Source organism: Brevundimonas sp. AVps4, from assembly GCF_058681525.1.
Genome location: NZ_CM178741.1, coordinates 533,696 through 558,254, shown reverse-complemented (window position 1 = coordinate 558,254; position 24,559 = coordinate 533,696). Strand labels below are relative to the sequence as shown.

General features: G+C 67.4%; 22 protein-coding genes. 7 read left to right on the top strand and 15 right to left on the bottom strand.

The genetic code is table 11. The features are described 5' to 3' along the window. Position 1: 1 nt before the first annotated feature. The 11 genes from ACW178_RS02725 to hemE form a co-directional block, all read right to left on the bottom strand. Positions 2–205, bottom strand: coding sequence for a hypothetical protein (locus tag ACW178_RS02725; protein ID WP_152949262.1), 204 nt, complete (start codon positions 203–205; stop codon positions 2–4). A gap of 26 nt (positions 206–231) precedes the next feature. After that, positions 232–1,113 carry a ParB/RepB/Spo0J family partition protein gene (locus ACW178_RS02720; protein ID WP_287105463.1) on the bottom strand — a complete coding sequence of 294 codons (882 nt, stop codon included), beginning with the start codon at positions 1,111–1,113 and terminating at the stop codon, positions 232–234. Between the two features lie 44 nt (positions 1,114–1,157). After that, positions 1,158–1,955: a ParA family protein gene (locus ACW178_RS02715; RefSeq protein ID WP_054766787.1), complete on the bottom strand. Its 798-nt coding sequence runs from the start codon at positions 1,953–1,955 to the stop codon at positions 1,158–1,160. Between the two features lie 4 nt (positions 1,956–1,959). Continuing rightward, the gene (rsmG, locus tag ACW178_RS02710) at positions 1,960–2,577 is read right to left on the bottom strand and encodes a 16S rRNA (guanine(527)-N(7))-methyltransferase RsmG (protein ID WP_492024833.1); all 618 of its coding nucleotides are present in this window, start codon (positions 2,575–2,577) and stop codon (positions 1,960–1,962) included. Between the two features lie 14 nt (positions 2,578–2,591). Continuing rightward, positions 2,592–4,472 (bottom strand): tRNA uridine-5-carboxymethylaminomethyl(34) synthesis enzyme MnmG, encoded by a 1,881-nt coding sequence (gene mnmG / locus ACW178_RS02705; protein ID WP_492024832.1) that lies wholly within the window; start codon positions 4,470–4,472, stop codon positions 2,592–2,594. 114 nt (positions 4,473–4,586) lie between these two features. After that, positions 4,587–5,900: a tRNA uridine-5-carboxymethylaminomethyl(34) synthesis GTPase MnmE gene (gene mnmE / locus ACW178_RS02700; RefSeq protein WP_492024831.1), complete on the bottom strand. Its 1,314-nt coding sequence runs from the start codon at positions 5,898–5,900 to the stop codon at positions 4,587–4,589. Between the two features lie 39 nt (positions 5,901–5,939). Further along, complete coding sequence (locus tag ACW178_RS02695; protein ID WP_152949258.1) at positions 5,940–6,164, bottom strand: DUF6489 family protein; 225 nt, start codon at positions 6,162–6,164, stop codon at positions 5,940–5,942. Between the two features lie 43 nt (positions 6,165–6,207). Continuing rightward, the gene (gene rho / locus ACW178_RS02690; RefSeq protein WP_054764413.1) at positions 6,208–7,626 is read right to left on the bottom strand and encodes a transcription termination factor Rho; all 1,419 of its coding nucleotides are present in this window, start codon (positions 7,624–7,626) and stop codon (positions 6,208–6,210) included. A gap of 200 nt (positions 7,627–7,826) precedes the next feature. Then, positions 7,827–8,294: a CopD family protein gene (locus tag ACW178_RS02685; protein WP_054764412.1), complete on the bottom strand. Its 468-nt coding sequence runs from the start codon at positions 8,292–8,294 to the stop codon at positions 7,827–7,829. Continuing rightward, positions 8,291–9,352 carry a ferrochelatase gene (hemH, locus tag ACW178_RS02680; protein WP_054764411.1) on the bottom strand — a complete coding sequence of 354 codons (1,062 nt, stop codon included), beginning with the start codon at positions 9,350–9,352 and terminating at the stop codon, positions 8,291–8,293. Before hemH ends, ACW178_RS02685 begins: the two co-directional genes overlap by 4 nt. Continuing rightward, positions 9,349–10,419 carry a uroporphyrinogen decarboxylase gene (hemE, locus tag ACW178_RS02675; RefSeq protein ID WP_287103843.1) on the bottom strand — a complete coding sequence of 357 codons (1,071 nt, stop codon included), beginning with the start codon at positions 10,417–10,419 and terminating at the stop codon, positions 9,349–9,351. The genes hemH and hemE overlap by 4 nt, the downstream gene beginning before the upstream one ends. A gap of 460 nt (positions 10,420–10,879) precedes the next feature. Here hemE and ACW178_RS02670 point away from each other — a divergent pair, with 460 nt between their 5' ends. The 5 genes from ACW178_RS02670 to dnaQ are packed head-to-tail and all read left to right on the top strand — an operon-like array spanning position 10,880 to position 14,566. Further along, positions 10,880–11,764, top strand: a complete 885-nt coding sequence (locus tag ACW178_RS02670; RefSeq protein ID WP_409613041.1) for a pyruvate, water dikinase regulatory protein — start codon at positions 10,880–10,882, stop codon at positions 11,762–11,764. Between the two features lie 47 nt (positions 11,765–11,811). Then, on the top strand, positions 11,812–12,357 hold the full coding sequence (locus tag ACW178_RS02665) for a Maf family protein (protein WP_492025042.1): 546 nt from the start codon (positions 11,812–11,814) through the stop codon (positions 12,355–12,357). Beyond that, positions 12,354–13,184, top strand: coding sequence for a shikimate dehydrogenase family protein (locus tag ACW178_RS02660; RefSeq protein ID WP_191558327.1), 831 nt, complete (start codon positions 12,354–12,356; stop codon positions 13,182–13,184). The genes ACW178_RS02665 and ACW178_RS02660 overlap by 4 nt, the downstream gene beginning before the upstream one ends. After that, a complete protein-coding gene (coaE, locus tag ACW178_RS02655; protein WP_182714506.1) occupies positions 13,181–13,831 on the top strand; it encodes a dephospho-CoA kinase in 651 nt (216 codons plus the stop codon). Before ACW178_RS02660 ends, coaE begins: the two co-directional genes overlap by 4 nt. A gap of 6 nt (positions 13,832–13,837) precedes the next feature. Next, positions 13,838–14,566 carry a DNA polymerase III subunit epsilon gene (gene dnaQ / locus ACW178_RS02650; RefSeq protein WP_054764405.1) on the top strand — a complete coding sequence of 243 codons (729 nt, stop codon included), beginning with the start codon at positions 13,838–13,840 and terminating at the stop codon, positions 14,564–14,566. Positions 14,567–14,641: 75 nt separating this feature from the next. On the opposite strand, the gene secB is transcribed toward dnaQ, so the two are convergent. Next, positions 14,642–15,154 (bottom strand): protein-export chaperone SecB, encoded by a 513-nt coding sequence (secB, locus tag ACW178_RS02645; protein ID WP_152949250.1) that lies wholly within the window; start codon positions 15,152–15,154, stop codon positions 14,642–14,644. A 188-nt stretch (positions 15,155–15,342) separates the two neighbouring features. Between secB and timA the strand changes: the two genes are divergently transcribed. Beyond that, positions 15,343–15,984 (top strand): TIM44-related membrane protein TimA, encoded by a 642-nt coding sequence (gene timA / locus ACW178_RS02640; protein ID WP_191558328.1) that lies wholly within the window; start codon positions 15,343–15,345, stop codon positions 15,982–15,984. Further along, positions 15,984–17,108, top strand: coding sequence for an MltA domain-containing protein (locus ACW178_RS02635; protein ID WP_191558329.1), 1,125 nt, complete (start codon positions 15,984–15,986; stop codon positions 17,106–17,108). The genes timA and ACW178_RS02635 overlap by 1 nt, the downstream gene beginning before the upstream one ends. A 516-nt stretch (positions 17,109–17,624) precedes the next feature. On the opposite strand, the gene ACW178_RS02630 is transcribed toward ACW178_RS02635, so the two are convergent. The 3 genes from ACW178_RS02630 to ACW178_RS02620 all read right to left on the bottom strand — a co-directional run bounded on the left by ACW178_RS02630 (position 17,625) and on the right by ACW178_RS02620 (position 24,506). Beyond that, positions 17,625–18,092, bottom strand: coding sequence for a universal stress protein (locus tag ACW178_RS02630; protein WP_152949247.1), 468 nt, complete (start codon positions 18,090–18,092; stop codon positions 17,625–17,627). Positions 18,093–18,170: 78 nt separating this feature from the next. Beyond that, a complete protein-coding gene (locus ACW178_RS02625) occupies positions 18,171–23,027 on the bottom strand; it encodes an NAD-glutamate dehydrogenase (protein ID WP_191558330.1) in 4,857 nt (1,618 codons plus the stop codon). Between the two features lie 354 nt (positions 23,028–23,381). Further along, the gene (locus tag ACW178_RS02620) at positions 23,382–24,506 is read right to left on the bottom strand and encodes an AI-2E family transporter (RefSeq protein WP_054764399.1); all 1,125 of its coding nucleotides are present in this window, start codon (positions 24,504–24,506) and stop codon (positions 23,382–23,384) included. Between the last annotated feature and the right edge of the window lie 53 nt (positions 24,507–24,559).

Below are 24,559 nucleotides of genomic sequence, written 5' to 3'. Positions count from 1 at the left end.
CTCAGCCTCGCTTTGACGCCTTGCGGAAGGCGGGCTTGGCCAGGGCCATGTTGCGGGCGGCCACGCTGCGCTCGTCGCCGGCGGACGGAGCGCCGGCTGGACCGGCGAAACCCTGGCCCGCTCCGCCCTGCCGGCGCGCCTTTTTGGCGGCCAGCGCCTGTTTCAGATTTTCGGCGGCGGTTGGCGGCGGAACATTATCGGTCATTCCACCTGTCTAGCACATCGCGGGGCTCAGCCGCGCATCAATCGACGGCACAGGTCGTCGAGCTGTTCCAGGGAGCCGTAGCGAATGGTCAGCTCGCCCTTGCCTGCGCGGTCGTTCAACTGAACGGACAGGCCCAGGGCGTCGGCCAAATCCTGTTGCAGGGCGGCGACGTCGGCCGTTCCTTCCTCGCTGGGCGCAGGCTTGGCCTTAACCGGTTTGGGGGCCTCGGCGGCGCGGCGAGCCAGGGCCTCGACCTGGCGAACGTTCAGCCCCTCATTATAGGCCTGCTCGGCCAGGGCGCCGGCGTTGGGCGCCGTCACCAGGGCGCGGGCATGGCCGGCCGTCAACTTGCCGTTCCGTACGTACCACAGCACTTCTTCAGGCAGTTGCAGCAGACGCAGGGTGTTGGCCACATGGCTGCGGCTCTTGCCGACGATGCCGGCGACCTGATCCTGGGTGCGGCCGAACCGCTCCATCAGCATCCGATAGGCGTCGGCTTCTTCCAGCGGATTCAGATCGGCGCGCTGGACGTTCTCGATGATGGCGACTTCGTAAACCTCGACGTCATCCATTTCATGGACGACGATCGGCACCTCCGTCAGCCGGGCCGCCTGGGAAGCGCGCCAGCGGCGCTCACCGGCGATAATCTGCCAGACCCCCTCCTCCTTGGGATGGGTGCGGACCAGAATCGGCTGAAGCACCCCCTTGTCACGGATGGAGGCCGTCAATTCATCCAGCTGTTCCTGGGTGAAGATTTTCCGCGGCTGATCGGGATTGGGCTTCAAACTCTCGATCGGCACGCGCTGCACGCCCGAAGGCATGGCGGCGTTGGGCGCCGTCGGCGCCTCGATGTTCTCGCCCATCAGGGCCGACAGGCCGCGGCCCAGACCTCTTTGTCGTTCAGCCAAAATACTGTTCCGTTTCTTCTTCTAATCAGGCGTGTAGCGGCCGTTCAGGCGGCCAGCTTCTGGCGCTGGCGTTCGCGCTTCACCACTTCCTTGGCCAGGCGCAGATAGGCCTGACTGCCGGCGCATTTGAGATCATAGATCAGGGCGGGCTTTCCGAACGACGGCGCCTCGGCGACCCGAACATTTCTCGGGATGACGCTGTCGTAGACCTTGTCGCCAAAATGGGCGCGCACGTCATTGGCGACCTGGCCCGACAGGGCGCTCCGCCGATCGAACATCGTCAGCACCAGCCCCTGGATTTCGAGAGACGGGTTCAGGCTCTGTTTGACCATGTCGATGGTCCGCATCAGCTGGCTGAGGCCTTCAAGGGCGAAGAATTCGCATTGGAGCGGCACAAGAACCGCATCCGCTGCCGCCATGGCGTTCAGGGTCAGCAGGTTCAGCGACGGCGGACAGTCGATCAGCACATAGTCATACGCGGTAGGGCCGTCGTCATGCTGCCGAAGAGCGTCCCTCAAGCGATAGGATCGCCGATCCGCCTGGCTCAACTCGATCTCGACCCCAGACATGTCCGCATCGGCAGGGACGATCCAGAGCCCCGGAACAGTGGTTTGGACGGCGGCGTCTTCGATAGAGCGCTGATCCACCACCACATCATAGATGGTGACCCGTCGTGTTTCACGTGGAACGCCCAAACCGGTCGAGGCATTGCCCTGGGGGTCCATGTCGACGATCAGCACCCGCTTTCCGATAGCGGCCAGGGCGGTTCCCAGATTGATCGCCGTCGTGGTCTTGCCCACGCCGCCCTTCTGGTTGGAGACGGCGAGAACACGGGCAGGCAGTTTGTTAGTGCTTGGAACGGGCACGACGAACACTCCGGACGGTCACGATGCGGCCGCGCGGGTCGCTTTGCGACGGGGCCAGTTCAGCCTCGAAATGCCAGGATTTACGGGCCTCGATCAACTCGGATTCGACCCTTTCCCCCTTGAGGAACAGACCTTGTGCACCCCTTTCAAAGTAGGGCTGTGCATAACCCAGCAGCCGCTCCATCGGGGCCACGGCGCGAGCGGTCACCACGTCGCATTTTATGGTCTGATCCTCCGCCCGGCCGTTGATCACCGTGGCGGGCAAGGCGAGAGCATCGACCGCCTCCTGCAGAAACCGGCAGCGTTTTCCCAGGCTGTCGATCAACCAGACTCGGGCGTCCGATCGCCCCTTCAGCAAGATCGCCAGGACCACGCCGGGAAAACCCGCGCCGGCGCCGAGATCTGCCCAACTGCGCGCCGTAGGGGCCATTTGCAGCAGTTGCGCGCTGTCCCAGGCATGGCGGTTCCAAAAATCCGGCAGGCTGTCCGGCCCAACGAGATTCATCACCGCGTTCGCCTCGCCCAACCGCAGGCGAAAGGCCTCCAGATCGGCCATCTGCTCATCTGAAGCGCCGGCCTTGCTCTGGAAGGCAGCCATCTCCCCTTCCAGCATCAGGCGACCGCCTCGACCTTGGGCGACTTTTTGACATGGGCCAGCAGGGCCGTCAGGGCGCCCGGCGTCATGCCCTCGATACGCCCCGCCTGGCCGAGGGTGCGGGGCCTGATGCGGCTGAGCTTCTCGCGCACCTCATTGGACAGGCTGCCGACGCCGCCATAGTCGAGATCGGCTGGCAGGATCAGATCCTCCTCGGAGCGCAGGGCCTGGGCGTCGATCGCCTGGCGATCGAGATAGTTGGCGTATCCGGCGTCGATTTCGATCTGCTCGCGGACTTCAGGCTTCCAGTCCGCGATGGCCGGGATGGTCGGCATGAACTGTTGCAGGGTGACGCCCGGAAAGGCGAGCAGTTCACGCATGGAGCGGCGACGGCCGTCGGCGTTCACGGGAATGCCCAGGGCATTGGCCTCTTTCGGCGTGAAAAGCGTTTCACGTGAAACACGGCTCGCCAAGGCCAAGGCTCCGGCCTTGTCCGAAAAGCGCGCCGCCCTGTCGGAGCCGACGATCCCCAGCTTCATCGCCAGCGGCGTCAGCCGCTGATCCGCATTGTCGGCCCGCAGCGTCAGACGGTATTCGGCCCGGCTGGTGAACATTCGATAGGGTTCGGTGACGCCGCGCGTCACCAGGTCATCGACCATGACGCCGATATAGGCTTGGTCCCGACCCAGGATCACTGGATCTTGGCCCGCCGCCGCCCGAGCGGCGTTCAGCCCGGCCATCAAGCCCTGAGCCGCCGCCTCCTCATATCCGGTCGTCCCATTGATCTGGCCGGCCAGATAGAGACCGGGTCGTTTCTTGACCTCAAGAGCGGCCGTCAATTCGCGCGGATCGACATAGTCGTATTCAATCGCATAGCCGTAACGGAAGACCTCAACAGTCTCCAAACCGGGGATGGTCCGCAGGAAGGCCTTCTGGGTGGCTTCGGATACGGAGGTTGAAATCCCGTTGGGATAGACGGTCGGGTCATCCAGGCCTTCCGGTTCGAGGAAGATCTGATGGCTGGTCTTGTCGGCGAACCGCACGACCTTGTCCTCAATCGAGGGGCAGTAGCGGGGGCCGCGCCCGGACAGACGCCCTCCATAGACTGCGCTCTCACCCAGGTTCTCGGCGATCAGGCGATGGGTCTGTTCGGTCGTGTGGGTCACGCCACAGGCGATCTGGGGAACCGTGATCCGATCCGTCAGAAAGGAGAAGGCGCTGGGGATCTCGTCGGCCTCCTGCATCTCCAGCCGGTCCCAGGCGATTGTCCGCCCATCCAGCCGCGCCGGCGTGCCGGTCTTCAACCGGCCCATGGTCAGGCCGGCGGCGTGCAGATCAACGGCCAGACCCGTCGACGGCGCCTCGCCGTGCCGGCCTGCCGGAATACGCTCATCGCCCCGATGAATGACGCCGTTCAGGAAGGTGCCGGTCGTCAGGACGACAGCAGCGGCTCGAATCCTCTCCCCTGCCCCGGTAATCACGCCCGTGACGCGGTCGCCGTCCAAGATCAGCCGCTCCGCCGTGCCGGCCATCAGCGTCAGGTTCGCCGTCTGGGCCAGCTCCGCCTGCATGGCTTCCCGATACAGGCGTCGGTCGATCTGGCTGCGTGGTCCCCGAACGGCGGCGCCCTTGGACCGGTTCAGCAGTCGGAATTGGATGCCCGAGGCGTCCGCCAGACGGCCCATGATCCCGTCCATGGCGTCGATCTCACGCACGAGATGCCCCTTGCCCAGGCCGCCGATGGCGGGGTTGCAGGACATTTCACCGATGGTCTCCAACTTCTGGGTCAGAAGCAGGGTTCGGGCCCCCGCGCGTGCAGAGGCGGCGGCGGCTTCACAGCCGGCGTGGCCGCCGCCGATGACGACGACGTCGAACGAATTGTCGCTTGTGGGGATCATGGGCGCCACATAGGCCAAAAAGCCGGATTTCGCCAGAGGCGAGCGCGCGCAACGGCCACGACAGGGTTCGCTGAACGTAGTCCTACTTAAGGCGTTTCACGTGAAACATCGGTATTACTTGCCGATGCAGAAGGTCGAGAACACCTCGCCCAACACCTCTTCGACCCCGATCTCGCCGGTGACGCGTGAAAGGGCTTGAGCGGCGCGGCGCAGATCGTCGCCCGCCATTTCGGGAGAGACCTCCAGCGCCGCCAGGCCCGTCCGTACGTCCGCCAGAGCCTCGCTCAGCCGCAGCCGATGACGTTCGCGCGTGATCGCTGGGAAGTCCGCCCCCGACAGATCCCGCTCCAATCGCGCGGCGATCCAGTCATGAAGCTCACCCAGGCCTGCGCCGGTATGACTACTTACGGCGATCTGATCCCAGCCTTGGGAGCGGATATCGGCCGATCCCAGGTCGCTCTTATTGGCCACGATCAGATCACCCGGCCGAACATAGCCGGCGGCCACGCCTTCCACGTCGCCGGGCGCTCGAACCCATAGCCTCAGATCCGCCCCCTCTGCGCGCGCGCGCGCGCGCCGCACCCCTTCCGCCTCCACCGGGTCGTCGCTGTCTCTCAATCCGGCCGTGTCCGACAGGGTGACGGCATAGCCGCCGATCACCAGTTCGGCGTCCAGAACATCGCGCGTCGTTCCGGCGATCGGCGTGACGATCGCCGCCTCGCGCTGGATCAGGGCGTTGAACAGCGACGACTTACCGGCGTTGGTCTCACCAATCAGCACGATGCGATAGCCGTCCCGAACGCGCTCTCCTCGCGCCCCGTCCTCGACGGCGCGGTGCAGATCGCGCGCCAGCTGCTCGAGCACAGGCCCCGCCGTCCGCGCCAGATTGTCCGGCACCTCCTCGTCGGGAAAGTCGATCTCGGCCTCGACCAGGGCCAGGGCCTTCAGCAAGTCGCGACGGAAACCGGCGTAGGTCTCGCTGAGCTTCCCGTCCAGCTGACCCAGAGCCTGTCTCGCCTGGGCCGCCGTCTCAGCATCAATCAGATCGGCCACTGCCTCCGCCTGGGCCAAATCCATCCGGCCGTTCTGAAAGGCGCGGCGGGTGAACTCACCCGGCTCGGCGGGCCGCAGTCCCAAGGCGATCAGGGCGCGACTAGCCGCCTCGACCACCGCACGGCCGCCGTGCAGATGAAGCTCGGCAGCGTCCTCGCCCGTATAGGAATGGGGTGCGACGAACCGAAGGACCAGGGCCTGATCAATGGCGACGCCATCATGATTCAGCTCCCGGACCGAGGCCAGCCGCGGCTTCAGCCCCCCCGCGCCCAGGGCTTTCAGCGTCGGCGCGACGGTCGGCCCCGAAAGACGCAAGACGGCGATGGCGCCTCGGCCGGGCGGGGTGGCGAGGGCGAAGATAGTGTCCTGGGTCATGGTCTCAGGGGCTTCTCCAACTGCGGAGAAACCTGTGGCTCACTTCACCGCCGCTTCCATCAACCGCCGAAACTGATCCTGCGCCTGAAGGCCGAAACTGGTCCAGGTCTTCAGCAGTTCGTCCGGCTGCATGGCGGCGACATTGGCTTCCATCCGCTTGGTCATCTCGGCCACCATGGCCTCATTCAGCGGGGCGACGTCAGGCAGTCCCAGAAAGGCGCGCGCCTCCGCCGGAGTGCAATCGATCTCGATTTGAACCTTCATGCCGCCGTGCCTCCTGTTTCACGTGAAACCATCAGATGACGGATCAGGTGTTCATCGACTGGAAGAAGTCCGCGTTGTTCTTCGACTGACGCAGCTTGTCGAGCAGGAATTCGATCGCGTCCTGCGGACCCATCGGATTCAGGATGCGGCGCAGCACATAGGTCTTGGCCAGCTGGTCCTTCGGCGTGATCAGGTCTTCCTTGCGGGTGCCGGACTTCAACACGTCGATGGCGGGGAAGATGCGCTTGTCGGCCACCTTGCGGTCCAGCACGATTTCCGAGTTGCCGGTGCCCTTGAACTCTTCGAAGATCACCTCGTCCATCCGGCTGCCGGTGTCGATCAGGGCCGTAGCGATGATGGTCAGAGACCCGCCCTGCTCCACATTCCGCGCCGCGCCGAAGAAGCGCTTGGGCCGTTGCAGGGCGTTGGCGTCGACGCCGCCGGTCAGAACCTTGCCCGACGACGGGACGGTGGCGTTATAGGCCCGGCCCAGGCGGGTGATGGAGTCCAGCAGGATCACGACGTCCTTCTTGTGCTCGACCAGACGCTTGGCCTTTTCGATCACCATCTCGGCGACGGCGACGTGGCGCGTGGCCGGCTCGTCGAAGGTGGAGGCCACGACCTCGCCCTTGACGGTCCGCTGCATGTCCGTGACCTCTTCCGGCCGTTCGTCGATCAGCAGGACGATCAGGAAGACCTCCGGGTGGTTCCGCTCGATCGACTTGGCGATGTTCTGCAGCATCACCGTCTTGCCGACTCGCGGCGGCGCCACGATCAGGCAGCGCTGGCCCTTGCCCAGGGGGGCGACGATGTCGATGACCCGACCCGAACGGTCCTTCAGGGTCGGATCCTGGATTTCCATGTGCAGCCGCTCCTCGGGATAGAGGGGCGTCAGGTTGTCGAACAGGACCTTGGTCTTCACCATCTCGGGGTCTTCGAGATTGATGGTGTCGACCTTCAGCAGGGCGAAATAGCGCTCGCCCTCGCGCGGCGCCCGCACGGCGCCATGGACCGTATCGCCCGAGCGCAGGCCGAAGCGGCGGATCTGGGACGGCGACACATAGACGTCGTCCGGGCCGGGCAGATAGTTGGCGTCCGGGCTGCGCAGGAAGCCGAACCCGTCGGGAAGGATTTCCAACACGCCGTCGGCGATGATCTCGACCTCTTCCTCAGCCAGGGCCTTCAGGATGGCGAAGAGCAGATCCTGTTTGCGCAGGTTGGAGGCGTTCTCGACCTCCAGCTGTTCGGCGAAGGCGACCAGGTCGGCCGGGGTCTTCTCATTCAACTCGGCCAGGGTGATCCGGCCGTTCGGCACCACGGGCTCGCCGTCCTCATCCTCGTCCGCCGTAGTGTCCACGCCCGAGTCTGCGCCCGCCGCCTCGCCGGCCTCATGCGCGGCGCCGTGATGGGTCGGGGCTTCGGCCTCGATTTCGGTCTCGGGAGTGTCGGTGACGTCGGTCATGATACAGGCTCGCGGACGCGCGCACGGAACCGCACGGCGTCAGGTCTCTGGAAATGTCTGGCCTTTCGGCCGAAGGGGGGCACGACGGTCTCCCGCTGGTCGAACCGGCGGGCGTCGCGAAAAGAGAGGGACCGCTGGACGGACCGAACGGTTCACCACCAGCGGAACCACAGGCGAGAGGTCAGGTCAAGCGGAGCCGCTCACCCGAACGTCCACTCCGTGGTGACCGACAGCACCATGATGATGGCCAGGACGAACGGGACCTCGTTCGTCATCCGCCAGAACTTGCCGGAATATTTCGACGTCCCCGCCGCGATCTTCTTGCGCTGCGCCGCCAGGAAGCCGTGCCAGCCGCTCAACAGCAGGACGCCGATCAGTTTGGCCACCATCCACGGCTCGGCCAGAAGCGCCGCCCCCCGCGCCGAGACGTCGATATGGATCAGCCACAGGCCGAAGCCCCAAGCCAGGATCATGGCCGGGTTCAGGATGATGCGCAGCAGCCGCGTCTGCCACAGCCTCAGCAGGGCCTGCATCTCGCCGCGCAGGGGCTCGGGCTTGGCGTTCTGCTCGACGTCATAAGCATAGAGCCGCGGCAGGAACAGCAGACCCGCCATCCAGGCGATCACCGCCAGTATGTGCAGGCCCCGGGCCAGATCGTACAGGTTCACGCTGCGCTCCTTTCGTTACGACAGGGACAGGCCTTCCAGTCCGTCTGACAGCCCAGACCGAAGGGAGCGACCCCCGTGCGGCCCAGGGCGTCGATCGTCGCCGCCGCCAGGGCCTCGATGAACACGGGCGCAGTGCCGACCGCCGGCGCGCGCAGATAGGGCCTGACCCCCTTATCATGGGCCAGTTCGCCGTATTCGATGTCCAGCTCGACCAGGGTCTCGATGTGTTCGGAGACAAAGGCGATGGGGGTGATGACCACCCCGACCCCGTCGCGGCCGGCCTGTTCGATCGCCTCAGGCGTGGACGGCCCCAGCCATTTCATCGGTCCGACGCGGCTCTGGTAGCAGAGGGCATGGTCGATGGGGCCCCGGTCGCGCTCGATGGCGGCGACCACGGCGGCGACGGTCGTCTCGACCTGTTCCTGATAGGGGTCGCCCTTGCCGCTGACCAACTTCTCCGGGATGCCGTGGGCCGAGAACAGCACCCGCACCGGTCCGTCGCCCGCCTCATCCAGTTTGGATGCGATCGCCTGGGCCTGGGCCTCGACCCAGCCGTCGGCGCGAGGATAACAGCAGACCGTCCGGCTGACGCCCGACCCGGCATAGGTCTCGTTCCAGATCTTCAGCGAGGACTGGGTCGTCGTCGTCGAGAACTGCGGATAGAGGGGCAGCAGCACCACCTCGTCGGGCGCGAAGGCCGCCACCTCGACCGCCGTCTGATCGGTCAGCGGCCGCCAGTAGCGCATGGCGATAAAGACCCGGACCTCGTCCCCGGCCAACCGGGCGTTCAGCACCGCCTCCAGGGCCTCAGCCTGCAGCCGGGTTCCAGGCAGCAGGGGCGACCCGCCTCCCATCAAGGCGTAGTTGGCCTGGGCGCTCGCCTCGCGCCGGCTGGAGATCAGCTTCGCCAGGGGCGTTCGCACGATCCCCGGCAGGCCGATGATGGCCGGATCATTGAACAGGTTGAACAGGAAGGGCTTCACCGAAGCCTGATCGTCGGGTCCGCCCAGATTGAACAGCACCACCGCGATGCGGCGGCCCGGCAAGGGTTGGGTCATTGGGCGCCGATCCTTTTCAGAACCTGTTCGACATGGTCGATGGGCACGTCGGGCAATATGCCATGACCCAGGTTGAACACCCACGGCCCCTGGCCCCATGCCTCCATCAGCTGATCCACCCGGCGGTCCAACAGTTCGCCCCCGGCCCGCAGCAGCAGGGGGTCCAGGGCACCCTGGATCGGCTTGATCTGCTGCACCCGTCTGCCGACTTCCAGCGGACAGGCGGTGTCCAGGGCGACCGCATCGACCTCGACCGCCTGGGCATACCGCTCCGCCAGGGCTGCAGAGCCCCGTGGGAAGCCGATCAGGGGCACGGTGACGCCCAACTCCCGCGTGCGCTTCACAAGCGCCTGGTGGGGATTCAGGACCAGCCTTTCGAACAGATCGTCGGGCAGGCCCTCGGCCCAGCTCTCGAAGATCTTCAGCACCTGGGCGCCAGAGTCGGCCTGCATCTTCAGATACCGGGCCGTCGCCTCGACCAGGACCTCCAGCGTCTCATCCACCCGCCTGGGATCGGCATAGGCGTAGGTCCGCGCCGCCGCCCGCTCGCCCTTGCCGATGGTCCGGGCTTCGCCGTCCAGCATATAGGTGGCCACGGTCCAGGGCGCGCCGGCGAAACCGATCAGGGCCCGCTCCGGCTCGAGCGCCGCGCGCACGATCGACAGGGTTTCGCCCACGGCGGACAGATGCTCGCCTGCGCCTGCGGCCAACTCCATCATCCGGCCCGGAATGGGCATGGCGCCTAAACGCGGTCCCTCCCCCGTCTCGAACCACACGTCCTGACCCAGGGCCTGGGGGATCAGCAGGATGTCGGCGAATACGATGGCCGCATCGAAGCCGAACCGACGCATCGGCTGGAGCGTCGCCTCGGCGGCCATTTCCGGGTTCAGGCAAAAACTGATGAAATCCGGCGCCTCGGCCCTCAGTCGGCGATACTCGGGCAGATACCGTCCCGCCTGGCGCATGAACCAGACCGGCGGTCGATCCAGCGTCTCTCCTCGGAGAGCCCGGATCATCATCGGCGCCTCTTGGGGCGTCTGAACGGCGTTCTGGGTCGGATCGGTCATGCCGGACGATTAAGGTCACAGCCCCCCGCTCTCAATCCCTAATCAAGTTAAGAATTAAAAGATTCGTAGTGGCAGGTAGGGCGGTGGAACGGCGGGGATGAATGCGGCGGCTGTGGCGGAACAAAAGCGGATATCCACGCGCCTCCAGGCGCCGTCGGGGATGCGGAACAGGATTATACGGCCGGTGGACAATCCCTAATGAAACCTTAACGGCAAAGGCTTTGCGGGGCGTTCGGCCTGTGAACGAGGTAAACCGGCGTTAACCCTTCATTAGGATTTTCCACAAAGAGGCGGAAAACGGTTTTCCGCCTTGGGATGAACCGGGGCCGGAGGGTTTTCGTCGTCCACCCTCATCCCCGCTCGCCGCCGTCGCCGTCTGGGTCTAAGGAGAGAAACGCCCGGACGGTCCCCAGCCATCCCCAGGGCGCGACCCGTCCTTCAACAGAGAGACGATCCCCGAATGAGTCCTGCGCGACCCGCCGCCGCCCGCCCCGGCCCTGCCCGCCTGGCCACCTATTTTCACGTGCATCTGGTGTCGGACTCGACCGGCGAGACCCTGAACGCGATGGCCAAGGCGGTGACGGCGCGGTTCGACGGCGTCATTCCGATCGAACATATCTACGCCCTGGTCCGCTCGGAAAAGCAGATGGACCGGGTTCTGCAGGAGGTGGAGGCCGCGCCGGGGGTGGTGCTGCATACCCTGGTCGACCGCCAGCTGCGCGAACAGTTGGAGGAGGGATGTCGCCGGCTGGAAATGCCCCAGATCGGCGCCCTTGACCCCCTCGTCGGGGCCATGTCCCGCTATCTCGGCGCGGCGGCCCTCTCGACCCGCGTAGGGGCGCAGCATGCTCTGGATCACGACTATTTCAATCGGATCGCCGCGCTCGATTTCGCCATGGCCTATGACGACGGTCAGGGTACTCTGGAGCAGTTGGAGGGCGCCGACGTCGTGCTGTGCGGCGTCAGCCGAACGTCCAAGACTCCGACCTGCATCTATCTGGCCCATCGCGGCATCCGCGCCGCCAACGTGCCCCTGGTGCCGGGCCAGGAGGACGGAGAGCGCCTGACCCAGCTGAAGAATCCCCTGGTCATCGGCCTGACCGTCTCGCCCGACCGGCTGGTCCAGATCCGCCGCAACCGGATCGAAAACCTGAACGCCAACCAGTCGTCCACCTATACGGACCAGGACGCGGTTCGAGAGGAGACGATCAAGGCCAAGCGCGCCTTCGCTCGGCGGGGTTGGCCCACCATCGACGTCACCCGGCGTTCGGTGGAGGAGACGGCGGCCGCCATCACCAATCTGCTCAGCGAGCACCGCACCCACAAGATCGGAACCAGCTGGTGACGGCCGAGACCCTGATTCTGGCGTCCAAGAGCGCCGCCCGCCGCACCATGCTGGAAAACGCCGGCGTGGCTTTCGACATCCGCATCGCTGATGTGGATGAGGAGGCGATCAAGGCCGTCTCGACCGATCTGGACCCGGCCGCCCTCGCGGTGCGTCTGGCTGAGGCCAAGGCCCTGGCGGTCTCGCGCGACGATTCAACCGCCTGGGTTCTGGGCGCGGACCAGACCCTGGCCTTCGCCGGGGGGCTGGTCTCCAAGGCCCAATCGCTCGAGGCCGCCCGCGCGCGGCTGGAATCCATGCGCGGCCGCACCCACCATCTCCATTCCGGCGCCGCCCTGGCGATAAAGGGCGAGATCGTCTGGTCGGGCGTGGACACGGTCGAGATGCGGATGCGCGACTTCTCCGACGCCTTTCTGGACGCCTATCTGGCCGCAGAGGGCGAGGCCCTGCTGGCCTGTGTCGGCTCCTATCGGCTGGAGGGACTGGGCGCCCAGCTGTTCGAGGCGGTGGACGGCGACTATTTCACCGTCCTGGGCCTGCCCCTGTGGCCGGTCCTGACTGAGCTGCGTCGCGTCGGGGTCCTGTCCGCATGAGCCGTCATCGCATTACCGGCGCCGCCCTGGTCGCCGGCATCGCCGGCAAGCCGGTGGCCCATTCCCTGAGCCCCGTCATCCACAACGCCTGGCTGGCGGCCGGGGACATCGACGGCGCCTATGTCCCCTTCGCCCCCGCCGATGCGGCGGGGTTCGAGGCCCTGGTCGCCGCCGGCCGGGCCGGTCTGATCCAGGGCCTGAACGTCACCGCCCCGTTCAAGGAACAGGCCTTCGCCCTGGCCGACCAGGCCACGGCGGCGGCCCGGCTGACCGCCTCCGCCAATATTCTGACCTTCGACGGCGACCGGGTCTCGGCCGACAGTTCGGACGGCGTCGGCCTGATGCTGGGCCTGAAGGAGCAGGCGCCGGATCTGGCGCTGAAGGGCCGCCCGGTCGTCCTGCTGGGCGCGGGCGGCGCGGCGCGGGCCGGGGCCGGCGCCCTGGTCGAGGCGGGCGCCGAGGTTCGGATCGTCAACCGCTCGCGCGACCGGGCCGAGGCCCTGGCGGCCGATCTCGGCGCCTCGGTCCGCGTCATGGCCGCGTCTGAGGCCCTGGACGGCGCCGCCCTGGTCATCAACGCCCTCAGCGTCCAGCCGGATTTCGATTTCGACGCCGTCGCCCCCGGCACGGTGATGATGGACATGACCTACAAGCCCCTGACCACCCCCTTCCTGGCGGCGGCGCGGGTGCGGGGCCTGCCGACGGTCGACGGCCTGGCCATGCTGATCGGCCAGGCGGCGCCCTCGTTCCGGGCCCTGTTCCGCCGACCGCCCCCGCCGCTGGATCTGCGCGCCCTGCTGACCGCCCATATGGATCAGACGGCATGATCCTGCTCGGCCTGACGGGTTCCATCGGCATGGGCAAGTCGACGACGACCGCAATGTTCGCCGACCTGGGCGCCGTGGTCTGGAACGCCGATGACGCCGTGCACCGCCTCTACGCCCCCGGCGGCGCGGCGGTCGAGCCGGTCGGCGCGGCCTTTCCCGGCGTGGTCGTGGACGGCGCCGTGGACCGCGTCCGCCTGGCCGAGGCCCTGGGGCGGGACGAAACCGCCTTCCGGCGGCTGGAAGCCATCGTCCATCCCCTGGTGGCCCAGGGCCGGGCGGGCGATCTGGCGGCGGCCAGGGCCATGGGGGTAAGGCTGGCGGTCCTGGACATTCCTCTGCTGTTTGAAACCGGCGGCGACGCCCATGTCGACGCCGTGGTCGTGGTCACCGCCGATCCGGAGGTCCAGGCCGAACGGGTTCTGGCCCGCCCCGGCATGACCCGCGACCGGTTCGAGGCCGTTCTGGCCCGCCAGCTGCCCGACGCGGAAAAACGCGCCCGCGCCGACTTCGTTATCGACACCGGCCACGGTCTGGAGCCTGCCCGAGCCGAGGTCGCCGCCGTGGTTCAGACCGTGCTGGATCCGGCGTGGATATCTCCGCGTCGCCGCGCGGGGGCTCTTTCACCGTCTGACGAACGGGGCCATTAAGGCGCGATGGCGCGCGAGATCGTTCTGGACACCGAAACCACCGGCTTCGACCCCAAGACGGGCGACCGGCTGATCGAGGTCGGCTGTATCGAACTGCTGGATCTGCTGCCGACGGGCCGCACCTTCCACCGGTTCGTCAATCCCGAGCGGCTGATCCCGCCGGACGCGATCCGCGTCCACGGCATCACTGACGAGAAGGTCAAGGACGCCCCCAAATTCCACGAGATCGTCGACGATCTGATCGAATTCATCGGCGACGCCCCGATGATCGCCCACAACGCCGCCTTCGACCGCAACTTCATCGACTTCGAATATGCGCGCTGCGGCCGGCCGATCACCGGCGAGGCGCGCTGGATCGACACCCTGAAACTGGCCCAGACCCGGTTCCCGGGCATGCCCAACTCGCTGGACGCCCTGTGCAAGCGCTTCAAGGTGTCCCTGGTCGAGCGGACCCTGCACGGCGCCCTGATCGACGCCCGTCTGCTGGCCGAGGTCTATCTGGAGCTGCGCGGCGGCAAGGAGCGGGTGCTGGACCTGTCGTCGACCCCGGCGGCGAGCCGCGGCGCGACCGGCGCTGTTCAAGCGGCTGCTTACGGCCCCCGCCCCCGCCCCCTGGCTCCGCGTTCGACGCCGGAGGAGCAGGCGGACCATCTAGCCTTCCTGGCCGAGACCCTGAAGGACCGGTCGCTCTGGGCGGCCTACGGCGTCGGGGCCGACGAAGAGGCGGCGGCCTGATTCCACGCGCCTCGGCCGAAACGAAAAAGGCGGCCCCTCTGAGGACCGCCCTTCCCTCGTCAATTTGGGTTCGGCTCAGGCCTGGCCGGTCTCGACCGGCTGCTGGGCGATCTGCTGCTGGCGCGCGATATAGATGGCGGCGAAGTCGATCGGGTCCAGCATGAAGGGCGGATAGAAGCCGCCGTCGGCCGTGGCGCGGGCGATGATTTCGCGGGCGAACGGGAAGAGATAACGGGGGCATTCGATCAGCAGCAAGGGCTCAATGTCCTGCTCCTGGACGTTCGCCAGCTGGAACAGACCGCCATAGACCAGTTCGACGTGGAAGACGGCCTGGTTCTCGTGGGTCGCCTTGACCGACAGCTTCAGGTCCAGTTCGAACAGACCGTCGGGGCGGCCTTGGGCCGACATTTCGACGCCCAGGTCGATCGCCGGCTTGCCGTCGATACGCAGGGATTCCGGGGCGCGCGGGTTTTCGAACGAAAAGTCCCGCACATACTGGGCCAGGATGCGGAAGCCGGGGCCTGCGGGTTGACCCTGCTGAGGCTGGGCCGGTGCGGGGGTGTCGGCGGGCGGAGCGGCGTCGGTCATGGGCGTGTTCGATTGCGAAAAAGGGCCGATAGGGCCGGAATAAGGCGCCGCGACTAACACGTCGGGGCGGCCGGCCGCAATGTCGCACCTGCGCCGGGGGGCGCGCCGCGCCTTGCTTCCTCCTATATCAGCCCCTAATCGTCTCCCTCGCGCCTTCTCATTCGCGCGCCGACATTCAGGAAGTCCCCTTGCCGGTCCAGTTCCAGATCGTGATCTTCGCCGTCATCGCGGCCTTCGTCCTGTTCCAGCTCTACAATGTGCTGGGCAAGAAGGTGGGGCGACAGCCGCAGGAGGACGCCAAGACCTTGGCCACGCCCAGCCCGACTGCCCCCGAGGCCTCGAAGACGCCGGCCCTGGACGCCGCCCTTCTGGCGTCGATCGCGGGTTTGAAGGCGCGCGATCCCGCCTTCGATCCGCACCGGTTCCTGGAAGGGGCGCGTCAAGCGTATGAGACCATCGTGCGCGGCTACGCCGCCGGCGATCGCGCCGCCTTGAAGCCCCTTCTGACGCCGACCGTCATGGCCTCGTTCGAGGCCGGCATCGCGGCGCGGGAAACCCGGGGCGAGACGGAGACGGTCGAATTCCTCTTCCCGCCCCGCGCCGATCTTGAAGGCGCCACGGTCCAGGGCGACAAGGCCGTGGCCAAGGTCCGTTTCCTGGCCGAACTGCGCAGCCGCGTGACCAAGGCCTCGGGCGAGACCGCCGATTTCGTGACCGGCGAGCCCCTGGTCGAGGAACGCCGTACCGCCGAACACTGGACCTTCGAACGCAGCCTGGGCGCCGCCGATCCCAACTGGGTCCTGGCCCGCGTCGAGCCGGCCAGCGCCTGATGTCGGCCTCGCGCCGGCTCGGCCGGCGGACGGCGCGTCTGTGGCCCCTGCTGGCGGTGGCCGCCTGCTCCACGGGGCCGGCGATCACCCCGCCACTTCCTCAGACGCCGCCGGCGTCCCGGCCCTCGGAGACTGAGTCGGGTCCCCGCCCCTATCTGCCCACGCCCAGCCCCGCCGACGGCGTCAGCCCGGCGGTGCTGCCCGGCTGGAACGACGAGGATCATCTGGCGGCCTTTCGCGCCTATGTCGGCGGCTGCGCCGCCGCGCGGGATGCGGCCGGCCGCGCCGTCTGCAGCCGCGCTCAGGCCATGGCGGCCGCTCCCGTCACTCCGTCCGACGCGCGGGCCTTTTTCGAAGCCCGTTTCAGCGCGGTCCCGGCTCAGACCTCAGACGGGCGTCCCGGCCTTTTGACCGCCTATTTCGCTCCGGAATATTCGGCCCGCCGCGCCCCGGACGCGGAGTTTTCGGCGCCCGTCCTGCCCAAGCCGGCCGATCCCCGCGCCGCCGGCGACCGGGCGGCCATCGAGGCCGACGCCCGCCCCGACCAGGCCCTGGCCTGGATGCGGGCCGAGGACCTCTTCTTCCTCCAGATCCAGGGCTCCGGCTATCTGACCTTCGAGGACGGAACCCGCGCCCGCGCGGCCTACGCCGGCGACAACGGCCGTCCCTTCGTCGGCATCGCCCGGCCGATGGCGCGCCAAGGCCTGCTGCCGGAGAACGGCACGTCCGGAGAGGCGATCCGCGCCTGGCTGGCCGACCATCGCGGACCCGAGGCCCAGGCCGTCATGGCCCTGAACCCCCGCTACATCTTCTTCCGGCTGGACCCCGACGACGACGGCCATCCCGCCGGGGCGGCGGGCCTGCCCCTGATCGAGCGCCGGGCGGTGGCGGTCGATCCGTCCCAGTGGCGCTACGGGGACCTGGTTTGGCTGGAGGCGGACGGCGGAAATCTTCGCGGCGCCACGACCTCCTATCGCGGTCTGGCCATGGCCCTGGATACGGGCTCTGCCATTCGCGGCCCGGTGCGGGCCGACCTCTATATGGGTCGTGGAGACGCCGCCGGCGCCGAGGCCGGGACGGTGCGCCATCCCCTGCATATGTGGCGGCTGATCCCCAAGGGCTGAGGACGCCGCGCTTCGGCCTGGGCGGTCCGTCGGGTCGAAAAAAAGGTGTCCGATGTGTCCGATCTGTCCGACGGCCTTTGATTTCCATGAAGAAACTGTCGGACACCGACCGGACTGTCCGGTGTCGGACGCGCTCTGCCCTCTTGGCGATGTCAAAGACCGGGGCGCCATTATAGGCGCGGCTGAAGGGGCGCCGGGCAGATCCTCGATCGGATCTGCAAGCCTCTGAATTGGCGCGGCCTTAAGTCGGAAATCGCGCCGAGCCGCTCTTCCCGCGTCAGAGGGCCTTAATGCGGCGACCGGGTTCATCACGGCGAGCACGGCGCATTCACAGCGGTCACGACGCCATCAGTACGCGCCGTGTTCGCCGTGACCTCGTCGTGCCCCGTTGTGATGAACCCACCCTCAATCGGCGTTCCGCCGCCAGACGGTTTCCCTTCCGCTGACGCGGGAAGGAAGACCGACACTCAATGGAATAGAGTCTTCAACGTCCGAGGCGCTTCTCCTAGATTGGCGCTAGGCTAGGTCCTCGATCTCCGCCTCGGTCAGTTCGCCGGGGACGATGGTGACGGGCAGTTTGCGGCCCCCTACATGGGCGCCCTGTTTCAATATGGCGGAGACCAGGGGGCCGGGGCCGCGTGAGCCTGATCCCGCCGCCAGGACCAGGATCTTGATGTCCGGATCGTCGCCCACGACCTTCTTGATCGCCGCCTGGGGCTCGCCCTTCTCGATCAGGAAGACCGGCGGCGCGCCCGATCGCTCCATCGCCTCCTCGCCCAGCCGGTTCAGCAGGGCCTCGGCCTCTTCGCGCTGCTGCCGCTCGATCTCCTCGCGCGCGCCGGACCAGTGGGCGTCGCTGTGGGACGCCAGGACACGCAGCATGACCACCCGCCCGCCGGTGGATTTGGCCCGCCGGCAGGCGAAGCGCAGGGCGGCTTCGAACTCAGGACTGTCGTCGACGACGACCAGGAACTTTCTCGGCATGACGGCCTCCCCAGCCGGTTTTCCCTGACGGAGGAGGCCGGGATGCGGCCCCCTCGTCAAGTCTCGGCCGCAGCCGGTTCAGCCCTTGCCGGCCGCAGAGGCCAGGTCGCGAATGGTGGCGTTGGCGATCGTCAGCTTGGCGAAGGTCCAGCCTGCGCCCGACTGTTCGATCTCGTCCACCGAGGCGCGAACCCCCTCGACCACCGCCAGTTTCGAGCCGATCCACGCGTCGACGGCCCCCTCGGCGGCGTCTTCGCTGATCCCCACCGAAGCGTCCGACGCCCGCGCCACGGCGCGCGTCAGCGTCGCCTGTTCGGTCATCAGATCCTCGATCAGGCGGCGAACGGCCAGGCGATCGAAATGATCGACCGACGGGATCGAGCCGGCGGCCGCGCGCAGCCGGTCGAAATCGAAGGCGGCGCCCACCTGGTGGTAGAGCCGGGCCATGGCGGCGACCGGCCAGCCCGTCTCCTGAGCGATGTCGCCGATGTCGGCGGCGGCGACCAGGGGCCGCATCACGCCGATCCGCCGGGTCAGATCCTCCGGCGCCCCGTGGTCGGCGAAGGTCTTGACCCGTTCGTCCAGTCGTCCCTGTTCGAAACGGGACAGGACCGGCGCGCCCTCGGCCTGGAGCGCGTCGGCGACGGGGCGATAGCGGTCGATCAGCGCCTGGACCGAAGCGCCGTTCTTGGCGCGGCGCGCCAGCCAGAAGGTCTGGCGGCGCAGGACCACGGCGATCTCACGATAGAGGGCCGTCTGCGCCTCGGCGGAAATCTTGAGATCCAGGTTCGAGACGGCGTCCCAGGCCTCATCCAGCCGGAAGATGCGCCGCGCCGCCTCGAAGGCGATGATCAGGGCGGTGGTGTCGCATTCCGCCGAGCCGCGCAGGCGGTCCGGGAAGGTCGGGCCGCACATATTGACCACTTCGTTCGACAGGACCGTGGCGATGATCTCGCGCCGCAGACGGTGGCTCTTCATCTGCGGTTCGAACCGGGCCAGGGCGTCGGGGAAGTAGCGCACCAGAATCTGCTCGAAGAAGGGATCCTCGGGCGCCTGGGACGCCACGATCTCTTCGGACAGTTCCAGCTTGGCGTAGGCGGTCAGGACCGCCAGCTCGGGCCGCGCCAGAGGAATCCCCGAGGCCATCATCTCCTTGATGCGGGCGTCGGAGGGCAGGCCCTCGACCTTGCGGTCCAGCTTGCCGCGCGCCGACAGGCTCTGCATGAACCGCTGCTGGGCGTCCAGGGCGCCGGCCCCTTCCGCCTGTTGCAGGGTCAGGGCCAGGGTCTGGTCGTAGTTGTGGGCCAGAACCTTGCGCCCGACCTCTTCGGTCATGGAGGCGAGCAGCGGGGTCCGCTCCTCGGCCGGAAGGACGCCGTTGGTCACGGCCGAGCCGACCAGGATCTTGATGTTGACCTCATGGTCCGAGGTGTCCACGCCCGCCGAATTGTCGATGGCGTCGGTGTTGATGCGCCCGCCGTTCTGACCGAAGACGATCCGCCCGGCCTGGGTGAAGCCCAGATTGGCCCCCTCGCCCACCACCTTGACCCTGAGTTCGTCGGCGTTGATCCGCAGGGCGTCGGTGCCCTTGTCCCCCACCTGGGCGTCGGTCTCGGCGGCGGACTTCACATAGGTGCCGATCCCGCCCAGATACAGCAGCTCGGCCGGCGCCTTCAGTATGGCGCGGATCAGGCTGACCGGGTCCAGCGCGTCCTCGGCGATGTCCAGAACCGCCTTGATCTCAGGCGTCAGCTGGATCGACTTGGCCGAGCGGGAGAAGACGCCGCCGCCGGCCGAGATCAGGCCCTTGTCATAGTCCTGCCAGGACGAGCGCGGCAGGTCGAACAGGCGTTTGCGCTCCGCCCAGCTGACTTCGGGGTTCGGATCCGGGTCGATGAAGATGTCGCGATGGTCGAAGGCGGCGACCAGCTTGGTCGCCTTCGACAGCAGGGCCCCGTTGCCGAAGACGTCGCCGGACATGTCGCCGACGCCGACCATTGTGAAAGGCTCGGTCTGGATGTCCTTGCCCAGTTCGCGGAAGTGGCGCTTCACCGCCTCCCAGGCGCCGCGGGCGGTGATGCCCATGGCCTTGTGGTCATAGCCGATCGAACCGCCGCTGGCGAAGGCGTCGCCCAGCCAGAAGCCGTAGGACGCCGAGACGCCGTTGGCGATGTCCGAGAAGGTCGCCGTGCCCTTGTCGGCCGCGACGACCAGATAGGGATCGTCCTGCTCCCAGGCGACCACATGGGCCGGACGGGTCACCGCGCCGTCGGCGGCGATGTTGTCGGTGATGTCCAGAAGGCCCGACAGGAAGGTGCGATAGGCGCGGATGGCCTCGCCCTGAACAGCCTCTCGGTCCGTCGTGCGGGGCAGTTGCTTCGGATAGAAGCCGCCCTTGGAGCCGACCGGCACGATGACGGCGTTCTTGACCTGCTGCGCCTTGACCAGGCCCAGGACCTCGGTGCGGAAGTCGTCGCGACGGTCCGACCAGCGCAGGCCGCCCCGCGCGACCGGGCCGAAGCGCAGGTGCACGCCCTCGACGTGCGGCGCCCAGACGAAGATTTCGCGATAGGGCTTGGGCAGGGGCAGGTCTTCCAGCTCGCTGGAGGCGATCTTGATCGAGATGTGCCGCTTGGGCAGGCCGTCAGCGTCCTGCTGGAAGTAGTTGGTGCGCTTGATCGCGCCGATCAGGGCGGCGATGCGACGCAGGGCGCGGTCGTGGTCCAGGCTCTTCACCGCCTGGAGAAGGGCGGTGATCTGGGCCGTCAGGGCGTCGACGGTCTCCTGGCGGGTCTCCACGGCGGCGCCGTTCGGCTCGAACTTGGCCTTGAACAGGGCCAGCAGGGCGCGCGACACCTCGGGATATTCGCGCAGGGCCTCTTCCTGCACGGCCTGGGACGGGTCCAGACCCGTCTGCTGACGATAACGGGCCAGGGTGCGGATCAGGGCGGCCTCGCGCCATTCCATCCCAAGTTCGATCACCAGTCGGTTGAAGCCGTCGCTCTCGGTCAGGCCGCTCCAGACGGCGGCGAAGGCGCGCTCGAACGGCCCCTTGACGTCCGCGAAGACCAGATCCTCGCCGCGCGGATCCTCCATCAGGAATTCATGGACGTGAATCTCTTCCTCGCCCATCGGCCGGATGGAATAGCCGTATTCCTCCAGCGTCTTCAGGCCCATGTCCGTCATGATCGGCAGGACGTCGGACAAGGGGACGGAGGGGCCGCGACGATAAAGCTTGAAACGGAACTGAAGCGGACTGTCGTCGAGATTGCGGAAGGCCCGGACCGCCACGGGCTCGCCGGCGCCGACCTGGCCGGTGGCGTTCAGCCGATCCATCTCACGCAGATCGACCGCCGCCTCATCGGCGTCATAGCGGTCGCGATAGGCGGCCCCGAAGGCGCGAGCCCAGCGTGCGCTGAGCGGGCCGACCTCGACATCAGCCACCTCGGCCCGCCGCAGGGCGGCTTCGAACCGTTCGATCCAGCTGCGACCGGCCTCGGCCACATCCTGTTCCAGCTGGGCTGCATCGGGAACCGGATGTTCGCCGGGCGTCACGCCGATGATGAAATGCACCCGAACCAGGGGCGCTTCCGAAAGCTGGGGATACCAGGCGGAGACGCGTCCGCCCCAGGCGCGGGCGACGATCTGGCCGATCCGTTCGCGCACCGAGGCGTCGAACTTCTCGCGCGGAATGAAACACAGGACCGAGACGAAGCGGTCGAACGGATCCTGGCGCGTGAACAGGCGGATGCGCGGCCGGTCGTAGAGGTGCAGAATGCCCAGGGCGATGGACAGCAGCTCGTCCTCGCTGATCTGGAACAGCTCATCGCGCGGATAGTTGTCGAGGATGTTCTTCAGCCGCTTTTCATTGTGGCTGCCCGGCGCCTTGTCGGCGCGCGACAGGACGTTGGCCACCTTGCGGCGGATCAGCGGGGTCTCGGTCGCCAGACGGTCATAGGCCTCGGAGGTGAACAGGCCCACGAACCGGGTTTCGCCGGTCGCCTTGCCGTCCGGCCCGTACCGCTTGACCCCGACATAATCCATATAGGCCCGGCGGTGGACCCGCGAACGGGCGTTGGCCTTGGCCACGGTGACGGGGTCGCTGAAGTCCAGCTGGCGGCGCATCTGGCGCGTCAGGACGGCCGGTTCGGAGGCGCGGCGCAGAACGGTGCGTTCCGGATCGGCCAGAATGCCCAGGCCGGCGCCCGACTGGCTCAGGGGGGCCTCGGCCTCATAGTCGCCGTCGGCCCCGCGCGGATAGTCGTAGTCGCGTGCGCCCAGGAAGACGAAATGGTCGCTCTTCAGCCATTTCAGGAAGGCGATGTTTTCTTCCAGTATGGCCGGATCGACCGCGGGCGGAGTGGTTTCCAACCTCTGCACGGCCTGGCGCATCAGGGCGGCCATCGCCTCGTGGTCCTCGACCGCGGCGTGGACGTCGCTCAGGCTCTGGGCCAGGCCCTCGCCCAGGGCGTCGCGGCGTTCCTGGGGCACGGGATCGATGACCAGGATGATGACCGACAGTCGGCGTCCGTCCAGCGCGACGACGGGGTGGAAGAGGGCGCGCACAGAGACCCCGGCCTCGGCCAGGACGCCCATGACGCTGTCCACCAGGAAGGGGGCGTCGTTCTGGACGATGCGGACCAGGTCATAGTCCAGGGCCTGGCCGTCGGCGCCCGACAACGGCCCCACGGTGATCAGCGGCGGGGAGCCGGCCGGATAGTCGCCGGCGGCGCGCCAGGAGGCGGCGAGCAGGGCGGCCAGATCCTCGCCGTCCAGCTCCGGCGTTTCGTCGGCGGCGTAGTCCTCGTGCGCCTGAGCCAGGAAGGAGCGCTCCGCCTCGCCCGGGCTGGTTCCCAGAATCCGCGCGAATGAAGCTTCCAGCAGGGCCGGGGTGATCGGCTGAACCGTTGCAGAGCGCGGATCGAGGGCGGTCATGGACTTCCAGTCTCGGGCGACGCGGCCGGGGCCGCTGGGGGCTGGCGCGACGCAGCGCCACACCGCTGACTAGGCCAGGACTGATCGCTCGGGAAGCCCCTGAGGGGCGAAGATTCTCATGAACAGCGTTCAGGTTGGAAGGGTTGTGCGGCGCCGCAAACGAGAAGGCCGCCGAGTGGGGGAACTCGGCGGCCTGCGCGGACCGACGCATGGGGAGGGGAGGGGCGTCGGCCTCGCTCGGCCGCGGTCGGAGGGGGGATGGCCGCGGCGTTGACGATCAGATGGGCGGTCCGGGGCGGGTTTCAAGAGGCCGGCGTCACAGGTTTCTCTGCGGCCTGACGCCGCACGGCGGCCTCAGGCTTCGTCAGCGTCGTCCTTGGAGAATGAGCCCCGCCTGTGATGCGCCGTCTTGTGTTCGTCCGCATAGGGCTCGCCGTCGCCCGACAGCAGGACGGCCATCCAGCGCGAACCCTTGAACTCGGCCAGGATCGCCATGGCCATCACGGCCAGCGGGGTCGACAGGAACATGCCGACCACGCCCCACAGCTTGCCCCAGAAGGCCAGGGCCAGCAGGACCACCACCGGGTCGATGTTCTGGTTGTCGCCCTGCATGCGCGGCTGGACCAGATTGCCGACGATGAACAGAATGGTCTGAAGCCCCACCAGCAGGATCAGCGCCGGCCAGTAGCTGGGGAATTGCACCAGGGCGAACAGGGGCGGGGCCAGACCCGCCACAGCCCCGCCCAGAACCGGGATGAAGCCGACGATGAAGATGACGAAGGTCCAGAACTCCGCGTTCTGAAGCCCGACGGCCCGCATCAATATCCAGGCTGCCGCGCAGATCAGGGCCCCGGTCACGGTCTGGACCCACAGATAGCCCTCGACCCCGCCGCGGACGCGGTTGAACACCGCGATCGCTTCGTCGCGCTGATGCCTGTGGGGGAACATGGCGATGATCTTGCGCCGGAAGCCGATCTGCGAGGCCAGAAGAAAACCGAGATAGACCAGGACGAAGAAGGCGCCCGAGGCGATGCCCTGCACCTGAAAGGCCACGGAGGTCAGATAGCCGCGCAGATCGACGCCGTTGATCAGGTCCTGGGCCGTGGGCGGATTGTTCAGCCGGATCAGGGCGTAGACGTCGCGGATGATCTGGTCGATGCGCGGCCCGATGTTCTGCGACACGCCCGACGCCTCGCCGAAGAATCCGGCGGCGCCGTTCACTATGATGGCGATGGAGGCGAAGAAGGCCAGGACCACCAGCAGCAGGGCCGCTGTCCCCGCCCAGCGGTCGTTCAAAGGAGTGCGCGCCGCCACGGACCGCTTGACCCCGTCTATCATGATCAACAGGAAAACGGCCATGGCCAGGGGCGTCAGTATGTCGCGCAGCCAGTAGAGGGCCGCACCGGCCGCGACGGTGGCGATCAAGACCAGGGCGTTTCGCGAAACGGCCGAAGACTGCATGGTGATGGGGCTCTTCATGGCCACCCTTGTCGGTGGGGCGAAGAACGCCGTCAACCGGCCTTGAAGGCGGC